This window comes from Gracilibacillus caseinilyticus, assembly GCF_022919115.1.
Classification (GTDB): Bacteria; Bacillota; Bacilli; order Bacillales; family Amphibacillaceae; genus Gracilibacillus; species Gracilibacillus caseinilyticus.
In genome coordinates this window covers 3145573-3162549 of record NZ_CP095072.1, presented here as the reverse complement: position 1 = coordinate 3162549, position 16977 = coordinate 3145573, and the positions used below count along the sequence as shown (strand labels likewise).

Sequence of the window (16977 nt, the reverse complement as noted above, 5' to 3'; positions counted from 1 at the left end):
GCACTTCAAACTAGCTTCCCAGATCATTGCATGCAGGATCACTTTCAGCCTCGGTCATCCCTCTCTTCGACATGGTTATCTGGTACTCAGGTTTTTCAACGTATTTCGATTATTCACTTCGCTAGCATATTATAGAAAACTTTTTTCTATCTGTCAATTGCTTTCACTTGTTTATAAATCATCGGTATCGCTACCCTTCCAACAGCTAACAATGGAACTGCCAGGATCATGCCGACAACACCAACAGTTTTGGCCGCAATAAATAACGTTAAGATAATGTACACAGGGTGAATATGAATGCTTTTCCCTACTATAAAAGGTGACAGCAAATTGCCCTCTAACACCTGGACAACCAGTACTGCCAGGATAACGTATAACACTTTCTCTGTAGAAACAGTAAATGCAATCAGCACGGCTGGTATGGCCCCGATAATTGGTCCAAAGTACGGAATGAAATTAGTAAAGCCAATAATCGTTGCCAATACAACTGTATAACTCATGCCGATCCACTTAAGAAGAAAATAACTGACCAGACCTACTAAAAAACAAACTAATATTTGACCACGAATATATTGACCTAGGCTTTCTTCCATATCTCGAGCTAAAGTTTTGGTAAACACCTGCCATCTGGATGGAATTAGTTTTAGTAGACTTTTTTGCAATCGCCGGTAGTCTTTTAAAAAATAAAATGCCAGGATTGGTATTACCGCCAGCATGACAAACGCATCGAAAAGCATCGGAATATTTTTTAACAGAATCGTAATTTTTTCACCGATAGATGTCTCAAGATTTTGTAAGAATTCGTCTAAATTATCGTGAAATCCTTCGGGCATAAAGGAAGTCTGGCTATATAAACCATAAATAAACGAACGGTAAGCATCCACATAAGAAGGCAGATTCTGCTGAATATCCTGAATTTGTTTCATCCAAGTGGGAAAAGAACGATAGACTCCATAACCGACCAGTCCGAAAAATAATAAGTAAATGCACACAATCGCAACGGGTCGCGGGATATGCCAGCTATGAATCTTTTCCACGAGCGGATGTAACAAGTATGCAATTAATCCAGCTATTAAAAAAGGCGTCAAGATGTGGAACGCTACTACTAAAACATTTTTATAAAAAGGAAAGAGGATATACATTAAGTACAAAAATAATACAGCCAAACATAATATGACAAGTCTCAGAGCGATACTGACTTTTTTCTGATTAGTCATCACGGTTAACCTTCAACCCGTCGTTCCTCATCTGAAAATAAGTCGTCTAATGAACTTAAGGTACCATCCATTTCGACCTCATGTAAATGCAACATGTTATTTTGGATGGATAATTCAATATAACAATCCCAGCAATAATATTGCTCCGGGCCAATAATTCCAATATTCTTACTGCGACAATTCGGACATCTCACAAACTTTCCCTCACTTTATCATTTTTATCTGTCAGCCTGTCCAACTTTGAGGGAAATATACATGTAATTGTCTAAAATTTATACCATAAAATCATAAGGTGAGAAATCTTCCTGTCCAACATCTACTGAAAGTAACCATTCATCTGCTGATATCTCTTTCTTATCTTTGTCACTTTTCTCCTCCTTTACATGAAAAAGTTCATGCAAAAATGACACGAGGTTTGTATAACGCTTGTTGGTGTCTTCTGTGTGAACCCCTTTTAAAAAAGCTTGCTTATCCCCACACATAACCAGAGACTGCTTTGCGCGGGTTATACCCGTATAAAGTAGATTCTTCCGAAGCATCCGATTATATCCTGAAATTACTGGCATAATGACAATTTGGAATTCACTGCCTTGGGATTTATGAATCGAGGTGCAGTAAGCATGCATCAAATTCATTAAATCCGCTTTTGCATAAGCAACTTCTTTTTCATCAAAGCTGACAACTACTTGCTCTTCTTGATCCACATTTTCATCTTTTTCAAAAATGGCGACAACTTCACCTATATCGCCGTTAAACACACCGTCTTCTGCTTGGTTCACTAATTGAATGACTTTGTCTCCCTTTCGGAAAACGGTATCCCCGAAAGCCATTTCTCTTCTCCCCTGTTGACGAGGGTTTAGGATTGCTTGCAATTCTTCATTTAATCGGAGAATGCCTGCTTTTGAACGGTACATTGGGGCAAGAACTTGTATTTGTCGCTGGTCAACACCTTTATCGTACGCTTTTTTTACTACTTGCTTCACGATCTCAATGACCTGATAATCAGGACAGGAAAAAAAGTTAAAATCATTTGCCTTTGATAATGTTGTTGGCTGTACTTGATTATTCTTAATTTCATGGGCTAATTGAATAATTTTGGAGCCTTCTTTTTGACGGTAAACTTCTTTTAAACTGATGGAAGCTACCACACTGCTTTTTAACAAATCAGCAAGAACTTGGCCAGGTCCGACCGATGGCAACTGATCCTCATCCCCTACGATAATGACCTGCATGTCATCAGGAATGGCACGAAATAGCTGATAAGCAAGCCAAATATCTACCATAGAAAATTCGTCAATAACAATAATTTTCCCCGTGAGTTGATTATTTTCATCTTTATCGAAGGATTCTTGACCATCCCAACCTAACAATCGGTGGATTGTTACACTATCAATTCCTGTTGACTCTTTCATTCTTTTTGCTGCTCTGCCAGTCGGTGCTGTGAGGACAAATGGAAAATCTTCGTCATCCCTATAATCATCCTTATCTAAGGACAAGTCATGAATATCTGCATACGCATTTATGATCCCTTTTATCACGGTCGTCTTCCCTGTTCCAGGACCACCTGTCAGAATAAAAATCTTTTCAGATAATGCCGTTTCCAACGCTTGATATTGTTCTTTTCCATAGCTTAATGTTTCTTCCTCTTCAATTCCTCCAACTATTTTTAACAGTTCTGCGTCAGTAAATGTCCTTTCCTGCTTTTTGTCTGCAATCCGTTTTACTTGTGCACAAAATCCGGTCTCAGAATAGTATAGGGATGGCATATAAGCATTTTGGTCAGACACGATAATTTCTTTTTCTTTGTTGAGTTCGACGATCTGGGCAGTCATCTTGTCAACATCGATGGCATTCGCTTCCCCATCTAATAGCTGATCCATTTCATACAGCAAACGATCCAGCGGCAAATAGGCATGTCCATCTTGCACACTATTCTGCAATATATAGACACAAGCTGCTTGTAATCTTGTCGGATGATCAATAGAAATCTCATTTTGCCTGGCGATCTGGTCAGCTCTAAGAAAACCAAAACTTTCAACTTGAAACACAAATTGATACGGGTTCGATTTTAATGTATCCAATGTTTCCTCTTTAAAAGCGGTATACATTTTTTGCGCCATTTTCAGACCGAAACCATATTTCGAAAGTTCAACAACAATACCTTCAAACCCCTGATTTTCTTGCAAAATCTGATAAATTTTCTTTTGTTTTTCGTCTGTTATACCTCTTACTTTGTTAAGAACCTTCTGATCATTCAAAATCATAGAAAGTGCTGTGTCTCCTAGCGTGTCTACGATTCTTTCTGCAGTTTTCTTTCCGACACCTGGAAAAAGATCACTTGATAGGTATGCCACAATACCTTCTTTTGATTGTGGTAAAAAACGTTGATAACTCTCTACCTGAAATTGACGTCCAAACCGTTTATGGTCCACTACTCGTCCATAAAATTCATATGTCTCCCCTGGATCTAATCGTCGAAAATAGCCTTTTACCACGACCTCATTCTCATCGAAGGTCTGATTTGTTTCGAGAACCTTAATCTTTGCAATGGAGAAATGCTCTTGTTTATTTTCAAAGATCGTATGAATCATCTCGCCTTTGATGAAATTTTTTTCTTCTACTTCTGGTTCATTCTCCATCCCAAAGCCTCCTAGCTTATTGGTTATCTTCAAGCATAATTTCGATTTGTTTTTTTCCGTTACCTGCTAATAAATGATCCGGCTGGATTTCAAGTGCCTTATCAAAATGGATCATAGCCTGGTCTATATTTTCTTCGAATAAGGAAATAACTCCTAAATTATAATGCGCGTCACTATGTGCTTCCTGCAAACCGAGCACTTGATTGAACACATCTTTTGCATGATCTAATTGTTGCGTTTGCGCTAATGCCAATCCATATTGAAATTGCACATCAACATCATCAGGGTTTAACTCACTTGCCCGTTGTAAATATGGTAAAGATAATTTAAATTGCTCATCATATAAAAACGTCATCCCTAACATAAAGTAAGGATCTGCTTCCTCTAACCCAAGATTGATCGCTTTTTGAAAATTTTCTTTTGCTTTTTCAAAATCGTCCTGTTCAAAGTAGACATTACCTAATCCATAATAAGCAGTTGCCGCTTCTTGATCCAATTCCGTGGCTTTCTGATAAAAGCGTTTCGCACGTTGATAGTCTTTCATATGTAAAAGCAGATTTCCAAAATTGATATAATGTACCGGATTCTTTGGATATTGCTCAATGGCATCCGTGAAATATTGTGCTGCCTCTTCCAATTTTCCTTCTTTCATATATTGTATACCTTGATCGATTTCAGTCATTCGATTACCTCCTGTTGTTATTTTAGCTTACTCATGAAGAGATGTGCAACAAGCCTGTTAAAATTGCAAGGCTTCTTATAATCCGGATTATGTAAACTAGCTTGGTGTTAATTTTGAAATTGTTCATGTGCTGGGATACCGCTCCAGCCAACCACTTCGCGTCCTGCGGGGCACGGCTGAAGCTAACTTTGTGAAGAAAGGCACTTCACAAAGTGGATCTTCAGCACCTGCACAATCCCGCGGGAGTCTACGTGGTTGGCCTGCGCTAAGATGGAGACTCTACAACTTTTGTAAGAGGTAGCATATAGAGCGCATCCATAAATATCAGCAATTGAGTGAATAATAACGCCTAGCACCACTGCTTTTAGCTGTTCCATACGTTGTAGCACTTCCTTAAGCGTAGGAAATACGCGGAGACTCCGCATGCGTCAGCGCGAGCTGAAGATCCACTTTGTCTGTTCCTGTGTCTGCAAGTATCGCTTCGAAGTGATATTTCTCGGCACAAGGCATCAAAGTAGTAATTCAAGTAGTAGCCTAGCTGAAGCCGTGCCCCACTGGACGCGGAGCATATTGCCGAAGCTTTGCTAAGCATATTTGATATGTCAAAATAACCAAATCGATATAGTTTACATAATCCGGATTAAAGGAAGTTATATATACTAACATTAGTTAGGGACGGACGGGTTATGTCCAGCTTTTCTTAATCATTGCAAGGTTGATAATAAAGATTATGTAAACATTTACTATGGTATCTGTTGAGTAAAGGTCGCCTCTCTTCTTCCACGGCCCCTTTCTACAGATAAACACAAGGCTGATTTTCATCATTTGTATTAAAGTCATTTTCACTGTTTATTGGCAATATGTATTTCTGCAAATCTTTCCCATCATTGATAAGAAAAGGAGACAGCAGTATTTATGCTGTCTCAATTAACTATCCTACATAATCTAAATATTGATCATTTTTAATGACGTCGTTGATTGTTCCGCCTCCGAGACATACTTCGTCTTGATAAAAGACGACAGCTTGTCCCGGTGTGATAGCACGCTCCGCGTTATCAAACACTACTTTTACACTTCCATCATCATTTGGATATACCGTAACTCCAGTATCTTTTTGACGGTAGCGGAATTTAGCCGTACAATGAAATGCTTCAGCTGGGGTCTGATTAATCCAATTCATATCAGTCGCAATTAATGCATCTGAATACAAGGCATCATTATTGTAATCAGCACCTACGTACAGAACATTATCTTTAAGGTCTTTGCCAACCACAAACCAAGGTCCGCCTGGGCCACCAATACCAAGACCTTGCCGTTGACCGATTGTATGATACATTAAACCATCATGTTCGCCTTTTTCCTGACCGTCTAATGTCATAATTTTGCCAGGTTGTGCAGGCAGATATTCACTGAGGAATTCTTTAAAATTTCGTTCTCCGATAAAACAAATGCCTGTACTGTCTTTTTTGTTAGCCGTAGCCAAATCATTTTCTTTCGCAATCCGTCTAACTTCTGATTTGGGCAAATGTCCTAAAGGAAACATTACTTTGCTTAACACATCTTCTGACAACTGATTGAGGAAGTAGGTCTGATCTTTGTTATCATCTACACCACGAAGCATTTCAACACGATCACCGACACGTCTTACTTGTGCATAGTGACCTGTCGCCACATAATCAGCGCCAAGAGAAAGCGCGTGGTCAAGAAACGCTTTGAATTTAATTTCTTTATTACACATGACATCCGGATTCGGTGTCCTTCCTGCTTTATATTCGTCTAAGAAATAAGTAAACACTTTATCCCAATACTGTTTTTCGAAATTCACCGCATAATACGGAATATCGAGCTGGTTACAAACACGTACCACATCATCAAAATCTTCTGTTGCCGTACAAACACCAAACTCATCGGTATCGTCCCAGTTTTTCATGAAAATGCCGACCACATCATATCCTTGTTCTTTTAGCAGCAAGGCAGTTACAGACGAATCCACTCCACCACTCATTCCAACAATTACGCGTGTATCTTTGTTCTTTTTCATTTTATCACCACCTTAATTCGTTAACCTTTTTACGATTTTCGCAACGATTTCTGCTGCCTCTTTTACATTGTCCATATTATTAGCAAGTCCGAAACTAAAGCGAATGGAATTAGTAGTACAAGCGTTATTTTCGCTATACATTGCGCTTAGTACGTGAGATGGTTCTACAGAGCCCGCTGTACATGCACTGCCGCTTGATGCTGCCACACCGCTTAAGTCAAAATTTGTTAGCATTGCTTCGACGTTAGCACCCGGAAAACTGACATTAATAATACTCGGGACTCTGTCGCTTTTTTCACCGTTTATGGTGTACGAAACCTGATTCTCTTGTAATAATTGTAAAAAAGCATCCCGGTAATCCTGGTATTGTTGAACACGCGACACTCTTTCGTCTTGCGCAAGGCGAATCGCTGCAGCAAAACCAGTAATTGCTGCTACATTCTCCGTCCCTGCTCTACGTTTACGTTCTTGTTCACCGCCATGCTGCAGAGCTTGCAAGGTGGTGTCAGGATGAATATATAAGAAGCCAAGACCCTTTGGTCCGTTAATTTTGTGAGAAGAAACACTTAATAAATCCAGATCTAATGCTTCTACATCAATCGATAACAGACCATAAGCCTGCACTGCATCGGTATGGAAATATGCCTGATGTGACGCTAGCAATTCACCTATTTCTTTAATTGGCTGGATCACACCAGTTTCATTGTTCACCATCATAATCGATACTAATATGGTATCTTCTCTCAACGCTCTTTGCACTTGTTCCAGTTCAATAACGCCATGTTCATTGACGTCCAGATACGTCGCCTCAAAGCCATATCGTTCTAAATTCTCCACCGTATGCAGTGTCGCATGATGTTCGATTTTTGTTGTTATAATATGCTTGCCATTGTGACGATTCGCCATGGCAACACCAGTTATAGCGATATTGTCGGCTTCTGTTCCTCCACTTGTAAAAACAATATCTCTATCAGAGGCGTTGATTGACTTCGCTGCAACAGCTCGAGCTTTGTCTAACTCTTGTCGCGCCTTTCTTCCATAAAAATGAACGCTGGAAGGATTTCCAAAATTTGTTTGTAAACTTTCAGTCATTGCCTCCACTACTTGCGGATGTACTGGAGTTGTTGCCGCATGGTCTAAATAGATAGCTTTCATAGCCATTTCATCCTTTACATTAAATATAGAACATGTATGGGTCCTGTACCCCTTTTTCACCATATGTGGATAAATCTTCTAATGTGGTTGTATCAAGAACATCTTTCACAGCGTCACGGATCCTGATCCACAATTCTTGCTTCGCAGGTTCTTCATCCTCAATACCCTCTACAGGAGTGATTGGACCTTCCAAAATTCGAATAATGTCTCCCGCCGTTATCTCAGCAGGCTCTTTTGCCAATACATAACCGCCATAAGCTCCGCGGATACTTTTTACAAGACTTGCATTTCGTAATGGCGCCACTAATTGCTCCAAGTAATGTTCTGAAAGATTATTTTCCTTTGCGATGCTTTTTAATGACATCGGCCCATTACCAGTGTTTTTTGCTAATTCGATCATTATTGTTAAACCATATCTGCCTTTTGTTGATATTTTCATGGTTTCACCTCATTTTTCCCATTCAAAATATCTATATACAACATTTGTTATTAGTTGTTATTATAGCATGAATGATATACTAATTTAAGAGTAATCATAGTAAGTTACTTGTCATTACATACTTGCCTATATTAAAAAAGCAAAACCAAAATGTCAAGATGCTTGCTTGCAACGGTGAAAGGATGATAGTAGATGAATCAACCTCTTGCGTTTCGTATGAGACCAAAAAATATAGATGAAGTTATTGGACAGCAGCATTTAGTCGGTGAAGGACACATGATCAGACGAATGGTCGAGGCTAACCGACTCCACTCCATGGTACTGTATGGTCCACCTGGTACTGGAAAAACTTCAATGGCGATTGGAATTGCGAATAGCTTGGGAATACGTTATAAATTGTTGAATGCCGCCATTGATAAGAAAAAAGATATGCAAATCGCAGTAGAAGAAGCAAAAATGTCAGGTCAACTTGTCGTTATACTAGATGAGGTGCACCGCCTCGATAAGGCAAAACAAGACTTTCTATTACCTCATGTAGAGTCAAATCTGATTACGTTAATTGGATGCACAACAGAAAATCCGTATCACTCCATTAACCCTGCTGTGCGAAGTCGGTCTCATATATTTGAACTGTACCGTCTGGAGCCAGACGATATCAAAGAAGCACTAGAACGGGCCATCTCTGATACAGAAAATGGCTTAGGAAACATGAAATTATCTGTTGAAAGTGATGCGTTGGAACATTTCGCCAATGCATGTAACGGTGATTTACGGGCAGCCATGAACGGATTAGAGCTTGCTGCCTATTCCACCCCACAGAATCGAGAAGATATTGTCATCGATCTCGCGAATGCAGAAGCTTGTATGCAAAAAAAGAGTTTCTCCCACGATAAAGGAGGAGATGCCCATTATGATGTCCTATCCGCCTTCCAGAAATCGATTAGAGGAAGTGACGTCGATGCTGCTCTCCATTATTTGGCAAGGTTAATTGAAGCGGGTGACTTAGAAAGTATCGCTCGGAGAATGCTTGTCTGTGCCTATGAGGATATTGGATTAGCCAATCCCCAGGCTGGTCAACGTACATTAGCGGCTGTTGAAACGGCAGAGCGTGTAGGTTTTCCCGAAGCGAGGATTCCCCTGTCTGTTGCGATCGTCGAACTTTGCTTATCCCCTAAATCAAACAGTGCTTATGTTGCACTTGATGCGGCATTACATGATTTACGGAGTGGCAATACTGGCGAAATACCGGATCATCTCAAGGACTCACACTATAAAGGTGCCGCTCATTTAGGCAGAGGTGTGGACTATAAATATCCACACGCCTATGAAGGTGGCTGGGTAAAGCAACAATACTTACCAGATAAAATCAAGCATAAAACCTATTACCATCCAAAAGAAACTGGTAAATTTGAAAAAAATTTACATCAAATATATCAAAAAATTAAAAAGTAGTGTTTAATATTCTTATTTTCTGGTCAAACTAGCAGATAAATCAACACATTTTGTTCGATTATCAATCTATTAAAAATGCCAGAGAATAGGAGTGGACATAAATGGCGAAAGTAAGACAAGATGCCTGGTCACATGAAGATGATTTATTATTAGCTGAAACAGTATTACGACATATCCGCGAAGGAGGTACACAGCTGCAGGCCTTTGATGAAGTTGGTGACAAACTGAACCGAACTTCTGCAGCATGTGGGTTTCGCTGGAATGCAGAAGTTCGTCAAAACTATGAACAAGCAGTCCAAATCGCGAAGAAACAGCGAAAAGATAGAAAACGAGCTCTAGCCAACCAAAACACGGAATTCTCAACAGCAAAACCCGCTTCTACGAACTTGTCAAAAGAAGAGAAGCCGAAAACAATTGAGGAAGAAGTATATTCCTTGCTTAACTGGACTTCAAATCGTAGTGAACCTGAACCACAGCCTCAGCCTGTAACAGAAAACTATCAAGAGGAATTCAGCTTAAACCTTGATCAAGTGATACGATATCTGCAGTACTTAAAGAAAGAACAAAAGGTTGCCCAATCTTCCCATCATAACCATCAAAAACTGGCGGAAGAAAATAAACAACTGATGATACAGCTTGAGCAGGAACAAAAACGAAGTAACCAGTTGGAGAAAGAGCTAATCACTATGAAGGAAGATTATCAGGCGTTTATGCAAATTGTGGAACGTGCTAGAAAAATGGTAGTATTTGATGAAGAAGATTCACATCCAGTTCCAAAATTCAGAATGGACAAAAACGGTAATCTTGAAAAAGTAGCCAAATAAAACGAAAACCGGTCATTACACCGGTTTTTTTATTTTTGTAAGGAAAGTATTTTTTTTAATGTAACATTTTTTAAACTAGACTGATAGGTATTGCTATAATTAAAAATCGACCAAAACCAGTTCGGACTGAACCTAAGTATAAATAAAAAAGTTAGCTATAATATGGATTATGTAAAGTGTAACTCTATTACTATTTAGTAATTTGCATATGTTGGCTTAACAAAGCTCCTGAAATATGCTCCGCTTCCTGTGGAGTCGGCGTACTAGGCTACTATTTGAATAAATCTCCTAGCTACCTTGTGCCGATGGAGCATACTTCGAAGCATTGCTAGAAGACACAGACGAACCACTGCGGGATTTCCTACGCGACTGCGTCATGAGGAGTCTCCGCATATTACCTACGCATAAGGAAGTGTTACTACGGTTGTAACAGTTAGTAGCAGTGCTAGCTGTATGTCTTTAAGATTAAGTATGTTATCGATTATTACTTGAGGATACCAATCAATGTACTGCCTCATTCATCCGTTGTGGAGTCCAAACATTAGCGGAGGTCAAACAATTAGACTCCCCTGGGATCAGAACGAGCTGAGATCCACTTCGTGAAGCGATCTTCTCCACAAAGTTAGCTTCAGCCGTGCCCCCACAAACGCGAAGTGGTTGGTAGAAGGTATCATACCACTAATAACATTTCAAAATGATCCTAACGCTAGCATTACATAATCTGTATTTAAGTACTCTTATTATTTTCATTATAGTACAGGTTAGTACGTTTTTCTTTACTATGCAGAAAAGGGAGATACCTTTACAGGTATCTCCCTTTTTCATTTACATTCGACAATCCCAATCGTGCCGTCATATATCAAGAAGTTTTGATCCCGCTCATGGCAGGTGGGTGCCCTGTCTCATACTTCATGCTTCCGCAGTTAACAATAAGTAAGCGGCATGCACACCATATGAGAACACCGGGCTCCCGTAGTTAATGGTGTTCGGTCAAAACATCATTTAGATGACGAACACATCAGGATTGTTTGTTTATGATTATAGTTAAATTTTAGCATAGCATTTCGACAAATTCAAGACGTATTTGTTTACAAGATCTTTACATTTATTTTAATTTTAAATGTAATTCATTTAACTGCTTGACATCTACTGCATTTGGTGCATCTGTCATCGGATCTGAAGCGGAAGCAGTTTTCGGGAACAAAATAGTGTCACGTAAATTGGTACGGCCAGCAAGTAACATGATCAGACGGTCAAAACCAAAAGCGATTCCTCCATGTGGTGGTGCTCCAAATTCCAACGCATCTAATAAGAAGCCAAACTGTTCCTCTGCTTCTTCTTTTGTGAAGCCAAGTTTTTCAAACATTTGATTTTGCATCTCACGTTGATAAATACGAAGCGATCCGCCACCTAACTCATACCCATTCAATACTAAGTCATATGCTTGTGCACGTACAGCAGCCAGGTCTGTATCCAATTTATCAAAATCTGATTCAAACGGCATAGTGAACGGATGGTGTGCAGCATGATAACGTCCTGTTTCTTCATCATATTCTAATAACGGCCAGTCCGTTACCCATAGAAATTCAAACTTACTTTCATCAATCAATTGATGATCTTTCGCTAATTTAATTCGCAATGCACCTAATGTATCATATACAACTTGCTTTTTATCAGCAACAAAGAATAACAAATCACCAGGATTCACGTCAAGTAGACGACGGAATTGTGCCTGTTCTTCACTTGAGAAGAATTTCGCTATGGGACCGACTAATGACTCCTCTTCTACTTTTAACCATGCTAATCCTTTAGCACCGTATATTTTGGCGAAGTCAGTCATATTATCAAGGTCTTTACGAGAATATTGTTCTGCTTTCGCCTTTAAGTTAATCGCACTCACTTTGCCACCATTTTCTACCGCTTGACGGAACACTTTAAAGCCAGATTCCTTGACCACTTCAGATAAATTAACTAATTCCATTTCAAAACGGACATCAGGTTTATCAGAACCAAATCGCTCCATCGCTTCATCATAAGGAAGACGTTGGAATGGTGTCTCGATATCTAATCCTTTTACATCCTTCATAACTTTCTTCATCATTCGTTCAGTCATACTCAAAATATCTTCCATCGACATAAATGATGTCTCGATATCAATTTGGGTAAATTCTGGCTGACGATCTGCACGTAAGTCTTCGTCACGGAAACAACGCGCAAATTGATAGTACTTCTCAAAACCTGCAACCATCAACAATTGTTTAAATAGTTGTGGTGATTGTGGTAAAGCATAGAAATACCCTTCGTGTACACGACTTGGCACTAAGTAATCACGCGCCCCTTCAGGTGTACTTTTCGTCAACATCGGTGTTTCCATTTCCAAGAATGATTCACTATTCAAGAATGAGCGAATAGATTGTGTAGCTTGATGACGCAATTTAAACGTTTCTTGCATCACTTCACGTCGTAAATCTAAATAGCGATATTTAAGACGAATATCTTCTGACACATCTAATTCATCTGTTAATGAGAAAGGAGGTGTTTTTGCTTCATTTAAGACCGTGATTTCACTAACAATGACTTCAATATCACCAGTATCTATTTTCGGATTAATCGTTTCAGATTCTCTCTCTACGACTTCCCCTTTTACTTCAATTACATATTCACTGCGAACACTGTCGGCAATAGCGTGTAATTCTTTACCATGCTCCGCATTGAATACAATTTGGACAACACCAGATCTGTCTCGCAGATCAATGAAAATAATTTCACCAAGGTCGCGTCGTTTCTGTACCCAACCTTTTAAAAGTACTTCTTGATTAATATGTTCTTTTCTTAATGTTCCTGCTAATGTGCGCATCATAATCCCCCTTATAATAAAGCTTGTAAATGTTCGGTTAAATTTGCTAAAGCCACGGATTCCTGATCGCCTGTTTCCATGTTTTTTACAGAAATTTGCTCATTAGCTAATTCATCATCACCTAACACTAGTACATATTTAGCAGCTAAACGGTCAGCTGTTTTAAATTGCCCTTTAAACTTCTTGCCTTGGTAATCTTTATCGGCTTGGATTCCCGCTTGTCGCAAGTCGTTTACAATTGCAGCTGCTTTTAAGCTTGCTTCTTCACCAAGTGATACCACATAGCAATCCAGACGCTCGTCAATTGGAAGTGCAACATTTTCCGCTTCTAATGCCATTAGCAGACGTTCAATACTCATTGCAAAACCAATACCAGGTGTTTCCGGACCACCTAAATCCTGAACAAGTCCGTTATAGCGTCCACCACCTGATAATGTGGTAATCGCTCCAAAACCTTCTGCATCACTCATAATCTCAAAAGCAGTGTGATTATAATAGTCCAAGCCACGAACTAAGTTTGGATCAACCTCATAATCGATTCCCATCGCATTAAGATAAGCCTTTACTTTATCAAAATACGATCGGGACACTTCATTTAAATAGGAAAGGATGGATGGTGCATCTTGCATTTTTGGGTGCTCTCGATCTTTCTTACAATCTAAAACACGTAACGGATTTTTCTCAAGCCGTTGTTGACAGTCATCACATAATTCATCTTTCACTGGTGTAAAGTGATCGACCAATGCCTGACGGTGACTTTCTCTGCTTTCCTGGTCTCCTAAAGAATTAAGCACTAGCTTTAGTGATCGTAGACCTAAGGATTGATAAGCATGCATAGCTAGTGAGATAACTTCTGCATCAATCGCAGGATCCGCACTTCCTAATGCTTCTACACCAAACTGGACAAACTGTCTCATTCTGCCCTGCTGTGGTCTTTCATAACGGAACATGGGACCGATATAGAATAATTTGGTCGGCTGATTAGGCAAACCAAAAAGCTTATGTTCTACGAACGACCGAACAACTGATGCTGTTCCCTCTGGTCGTAACGTAATGCTGCGATCTCCTTTGTCGAGAAAAGTGTACATTTCTTTTTGCACAATATCCGTTGTATCACCTACACCGCGCTGGAATAATTCCGTGTGCTCAAAAATAGGTGTACGAATTTCCTTGTAATGATAATTGCTGCTGATTTCTTTTAATTTTTCTTCAACGTATTGCCACTTTTCAGATACACCAGGTAATAAATCTTGCGTTCCTCTCGGTGCCTTCACTTCATTTCCCCCTAACATATTCAATAAAATAAGACTTTTCGGAATGTTAACGCCTATATTCTATAGCTTAGCTGTTTTGACCAAGCGTGGAATATGTACGAACGATAAGCCCATGATAAATACAAAAAAACCCTCATCCCTATAGAAAGGGACGAGAGTTTACCCGTGTTGCCACCCTAGTTGAAGTACATGTACCATACTCCCACTCAAAACAGTTAACGCCTGTTACACGTTTATACTTACTTTATTCAGTACAAAGCCTCCGGAATGTCTTTCACAAGAGTCATATAGCAAGAATTCTCTCAGCCTTTGGAATTCTCTCTCTAACCTACTGTAATCTCTGTTACTTTTTCCTTCTTGGGCTATTTTGTATTCATGATTATTGATTAAGAATGATTATATCATAATCTTTTGTCAATAACTTTGTCAAGTTTATTTTCGAATTTTGGGCATTCTTTGCGTTTTGTGTAATGGAATGTGGAATTGATCGGCGATTTCTGTTTGATAATGGCGTAATTGCCACTCCGTCATCTGCTGCATACTTCTGAGAAATTGCTTTTCTGTTACAGAATGTCTGTTAAAATTATCATTTGTTCGCATTTTTACCGTCCTTTTTTTACATTTGAGACCGTTTTAGGGTATGATAAAGTGAGAAATACATCATTGGCGGATTACCCCCTAATAAAACAATATCGATTGAAAGAGGGAAAAGTCTTTGAAAAAACTATTAATCCTAACTATGCTTGGTGTTATTGTTATTTTCTCTATGTCTTACATACTTTATGCAAACGACGCCGAAATAAACGGGGAAAATTTAAATGTTCGCACAGGTCCAGGTACAGACTATGAAGTGATTACACAGGTAAACCCTCCAGAGACATATCCGATCCTACAGCAAGAAGGCGCTTGGGTGCAGATTGACCTTGGTGACCAACAAGGTTGGATTCATCAGGACTACATGAAAGAGATAGCATCCTCATCTGAGCAGGAAGTACAAGAAGAGCCAGAAATTACTGAACAAAAACAGGAGCAGGATAATGCAACCATTGCATCACAAAACGAATCAATTCCAGTTGTCACAACAAACAGCAGCAAAGATTTATCAGGGAAAATAATTGTATTGGATCCAGGACATGGAGGACGAGACGTAGGAGCGATTGGGGTATCCGGTGCTTATGAAAGTCATTATACTTTACGAACGGCTCTCATTATTCAAGAATTGTTAGAGCAATATGGCGCAAAAGTATATTTAACAAGAGAACAGGACAGGTATGTTCCATTATCAAGTCGGACAACCTTTGCCAATTTAAAGAAAGCGGATGTCTTTCTTAGCATCCATTACAACAGTACCCCTGAATTACCTGAAGTAACTGGAATCGACACATATTATTATTCGGAACGCGATAAACAGCTTGCCAATTATGTTCACCAGAATATGGTCTTGGCATCAGGGATGGATGATCGCGGGTTCCAACAAAGAGATCTGCAAGTATTACGAATTAATCATCGGCCATCCTTACTGCTTGAGTTAGGGTTTGTATCTAATGAGGCAGAAGAAGAAAAAGTGCAGTCAAGGGCATATTTGGAATCTGTCAGCAGAGGCATTATCAATGGATTGCAGTTATATTTTCAGTAGCCGAAGCAAAGGCATACAAGGTATACAGGTGAGTTTATAAAAACATAGAGCTCCCTCTTTTATTAGCAGAAACCAAGGATAAACACGACTGAGCCTAACTAACATAAAAATATAAAGCTTCCTTTAATACGGATTATGTTAACTAGCAAAGCGGTCATTTAGTTCTAGTTAACATAATCCGTATTTTAAGAACCCACACCTCATCTTGAGCATGATTATTTCTGCAAATCGGTTTTAAGACTGTTATGATATGCTTTCTTTATACTTAAAAGAAACCGTGTCTGGATCGACACGGCTTTTCACTATTTCTTTTTAGCATCTTCGCTGTCTAATATAATCGTTACTGGTCCAACGTTTGTGAATGATACATCCATCATCTCGCCAAATTGGCCAGTTTCAACACGTACACCTTCTGCACGTAATTTCTCATTGAATTGTTGATATAAGGCGAGTGCCTGATCGGGTTTTGCCGCTTGCATGAAGTTTGGCCTTCTTCCCTTTCTTGTGTCCCCGTATAAGGTAAACTGTGAAATAGAAAGGACACTGCCGTTCATATCTTTTAATGATAAGTTCATTTTACCATTCTCATCTTCAAAGACACGAAGATTCGCCGTTTTGTTGACTAGGTAGTCTATGTCTGTTTCCTCATCACTATGGGTTATACCTACCAGAGCCACATAGCCATCATCAATCTTACCAGCCACTTCCCCCTCAACGACGACAGAGGCGTATTTTGCTCGTTGCAGTACTACTTTCATTGT

Annotated in this window: 14 protein-coding genes, 1 other RNA gene and 2 other annotated features (1 of these 17 only partly in view); of the genes, 3 read left to right on the top strand and 12 right to left on the bottom strand. The window is 39.3% G+C overall.

The annotated features are described in order from the left end of the window. Positions 1 to 108, bottom strand: a binding site (T-box leader); it reaches 102 nt to the left of the window's first position. 38 nt (positions 109 to 146) lie between these two features. From MUN88_RS14890 to cymR, 7 genes are all read right to left on the bottom strand, one after another. Continuing rightward, positions 147 to 1217, bottom strand: coding sequence for an AI-2E family transporter (locus MUN88_RS14890; RefSeq protein ID WP_244716383.1), 1071 nt, complete (start codon positions 1215 to 1217; stop codon positions 147 to 149). A 5-nt stretch (positions 1218 to 1222) separates the two neighbouring features. Beyond that, the gene (locus MUN88_RS14885) at positions 1223 to 1411 is read right to left on the bottom strand and encodes a YrzR-like zinc ribbon domain (RefSeq protein ID WP_244716381.1); all 189 of its coding nucleotides are present in this window, start codon (positions 1409 to 1411) and stop codon (positions 1223 to 1225) included. Between the two features lie 78 nt (positions 1412 to 1489). Next, positions 1490 to 3856 (bottom strand): SF1B family DNA helicase RecD2, encoded by a 2367-nt coding sequence (recD2, locus tag MUN88_RS14880; protein ID WP_244716379.1) that lies wholly within the window; start codon positions 3854 to 3856, stop codon positions 1490 to 1492. Positions 3857 to 3872: 16 nt separating this feature from the next. Next, positions 3873 to 4538: a tetratricopeptide repeat protein gene (locus tag MUN88_RS14875; RefSeq protein WP_244716377.1), complete on the bottom strand. Its 666-nt coding sequence runs from the start codon at positions 4536 to 4538 to the stop codon at positions 3873 to 3875. Between the two features lie 931 nt (positions 4539 to 5469). Beyond that, a complete protein-coding gene (gene mnmA, locus MUN88_RS14870; protein ID WP_244716375.1) occupies positions 5470 to 6579 on the bottom strand; it encodes a tRNA 2-thiouridine(34) synthase MnmA in 1110 nt (369 codons plus the stop codon). Positions 6580 to 6591: 12 nt separating this feature from the next. Beyond that, a complete protein-coding gene (locus MUN88_RS14865; RefSeq protein ID WP_244716373.1) occupies positions 6592 to 7734 on the bottom strand; it encodes a cysteine desulfurase family protein in 1143 nt (380 codons plus the stop codon). A gap of 19 nt (positions 7735 to 7753) precedes the next feature. Next, positions 7754 to 8173, bottom strand: coding sequence for a cysteine metabolism transcriptional regulator CymR (gene cymR / locus MUN88_RS14860; protein ID WP_244716371.1), 420 nt, complete (start codon positions 8171 to 8173; stop codon positions 7754 to 7756). Positions 8174 to 8365: 192 nt separating this feature from the next. On the opposite strand from cymR, the gene MUN88_RS14855 reads away from it, so the two are divergent. Then, positions 8366 to 9625, top strand: a complete 1260-nt coding sequence (locus MUN88_RS14855) for a replication-associated recombination protein A (protein ID WP_244716369.1) — start codon at positions 8366 to 8368, stop codon at positions 9623 to 9625. Between the two features lie 101 nt (positions 9626 to 9726). After that, a complete protein-coding gene (locus MUN88_RS14850) occupies positions 9727 to 10449 on the top strand; it encodes an RsfA family transcriptional regulator (RefSeq protein WP_244716367.1) in 723 nt (240 codons plus the stop codon). An 833-nt stretch (positions 10450 to 11282) separates the two neighbouring features. Here MUN88_RS14850 and ssrS read toward each other — a convergent pair. The 4 genes from ssrS to MUN88_RS14830 form a co-directional block, all read right to left on the bottom strand. After that, a non-coding RNA gene (gene ssrS / locus MUN88_RS14845) (6S RNA) lies at positions 11283 to 11477 on the bottom strand. A gap of 77 nt (positions 11478 to 11554) precedes the next feature. Further along, entirely contained in the window at positions 11555 to 13309 is a 1755-nt protein-coding gene (aspS, locus tag MUN88_RS14840) for an aspartate--tRNA ligase (protein ID WP_244716365.1), read from the bottom strand. Positions 13310 to 13317: 8 nt separating this feature from the next. Then, on the bottom strand, positions 13318 to 14598 hold the full coding sequence (hisS, locus tag MUN88_RS14835) for a histidine--tRNA ligase (protein ID WP_244724558.1): 1281 nt from the start codon (positions 14596 to 14598) through the stop codon (positions 13318 to 13320). Positions 14599 to 14724: 126 nt separating this feature from the next. Next, positions 14725 to 14948 (bottom strand) — a binding site (T-box leader). A gap of 64 nt (positions 14949 to 15012) precedes the next feature. Next, complete coding sequence (locus MUN88_RS14830; protein ID WP_244716363.1) at positions 15013 to 15180, bottom strand: hypothetical protein; 168 nt, start codon at positions 15178 to 15180, stop codon at positions 15013 to 15015. A gap of 115 nt (positions 15181 to 15295) precedes the next feature. On the opposite strand from MUN88_RS14830, the gene MUN88_RS14825 reads away from it, so the two are divergent. Then, complete coding sequence (locus MUN88_RS14825) at positions 15296 to 16216, top strand: N-acetylmuramoyl-L-alanine amidase (protein ID WP_244716361.1); 921 nt, start codon at positions 15296 to 15298, stop codon at positions 16214 to 16216. A 302-nt stretch (positions 16217 to 16518) separates the two neighbouring features. On the opposite strand, the gene dtd is transcribed toward MUN88_RS14825, so the two are convergent. Further along, entirely contained in the window at positions 16519 to 16974 is a 456-nt protein-coding gene (gene dtd / locus MUN88_RS14820; RefSeq protein ID WP_244716359.1) for a D-aminoacyl-tRNA deacylase, read from the bottom strand. Positions 16975 to 16977: the final 3 nt, after the last annotated feature.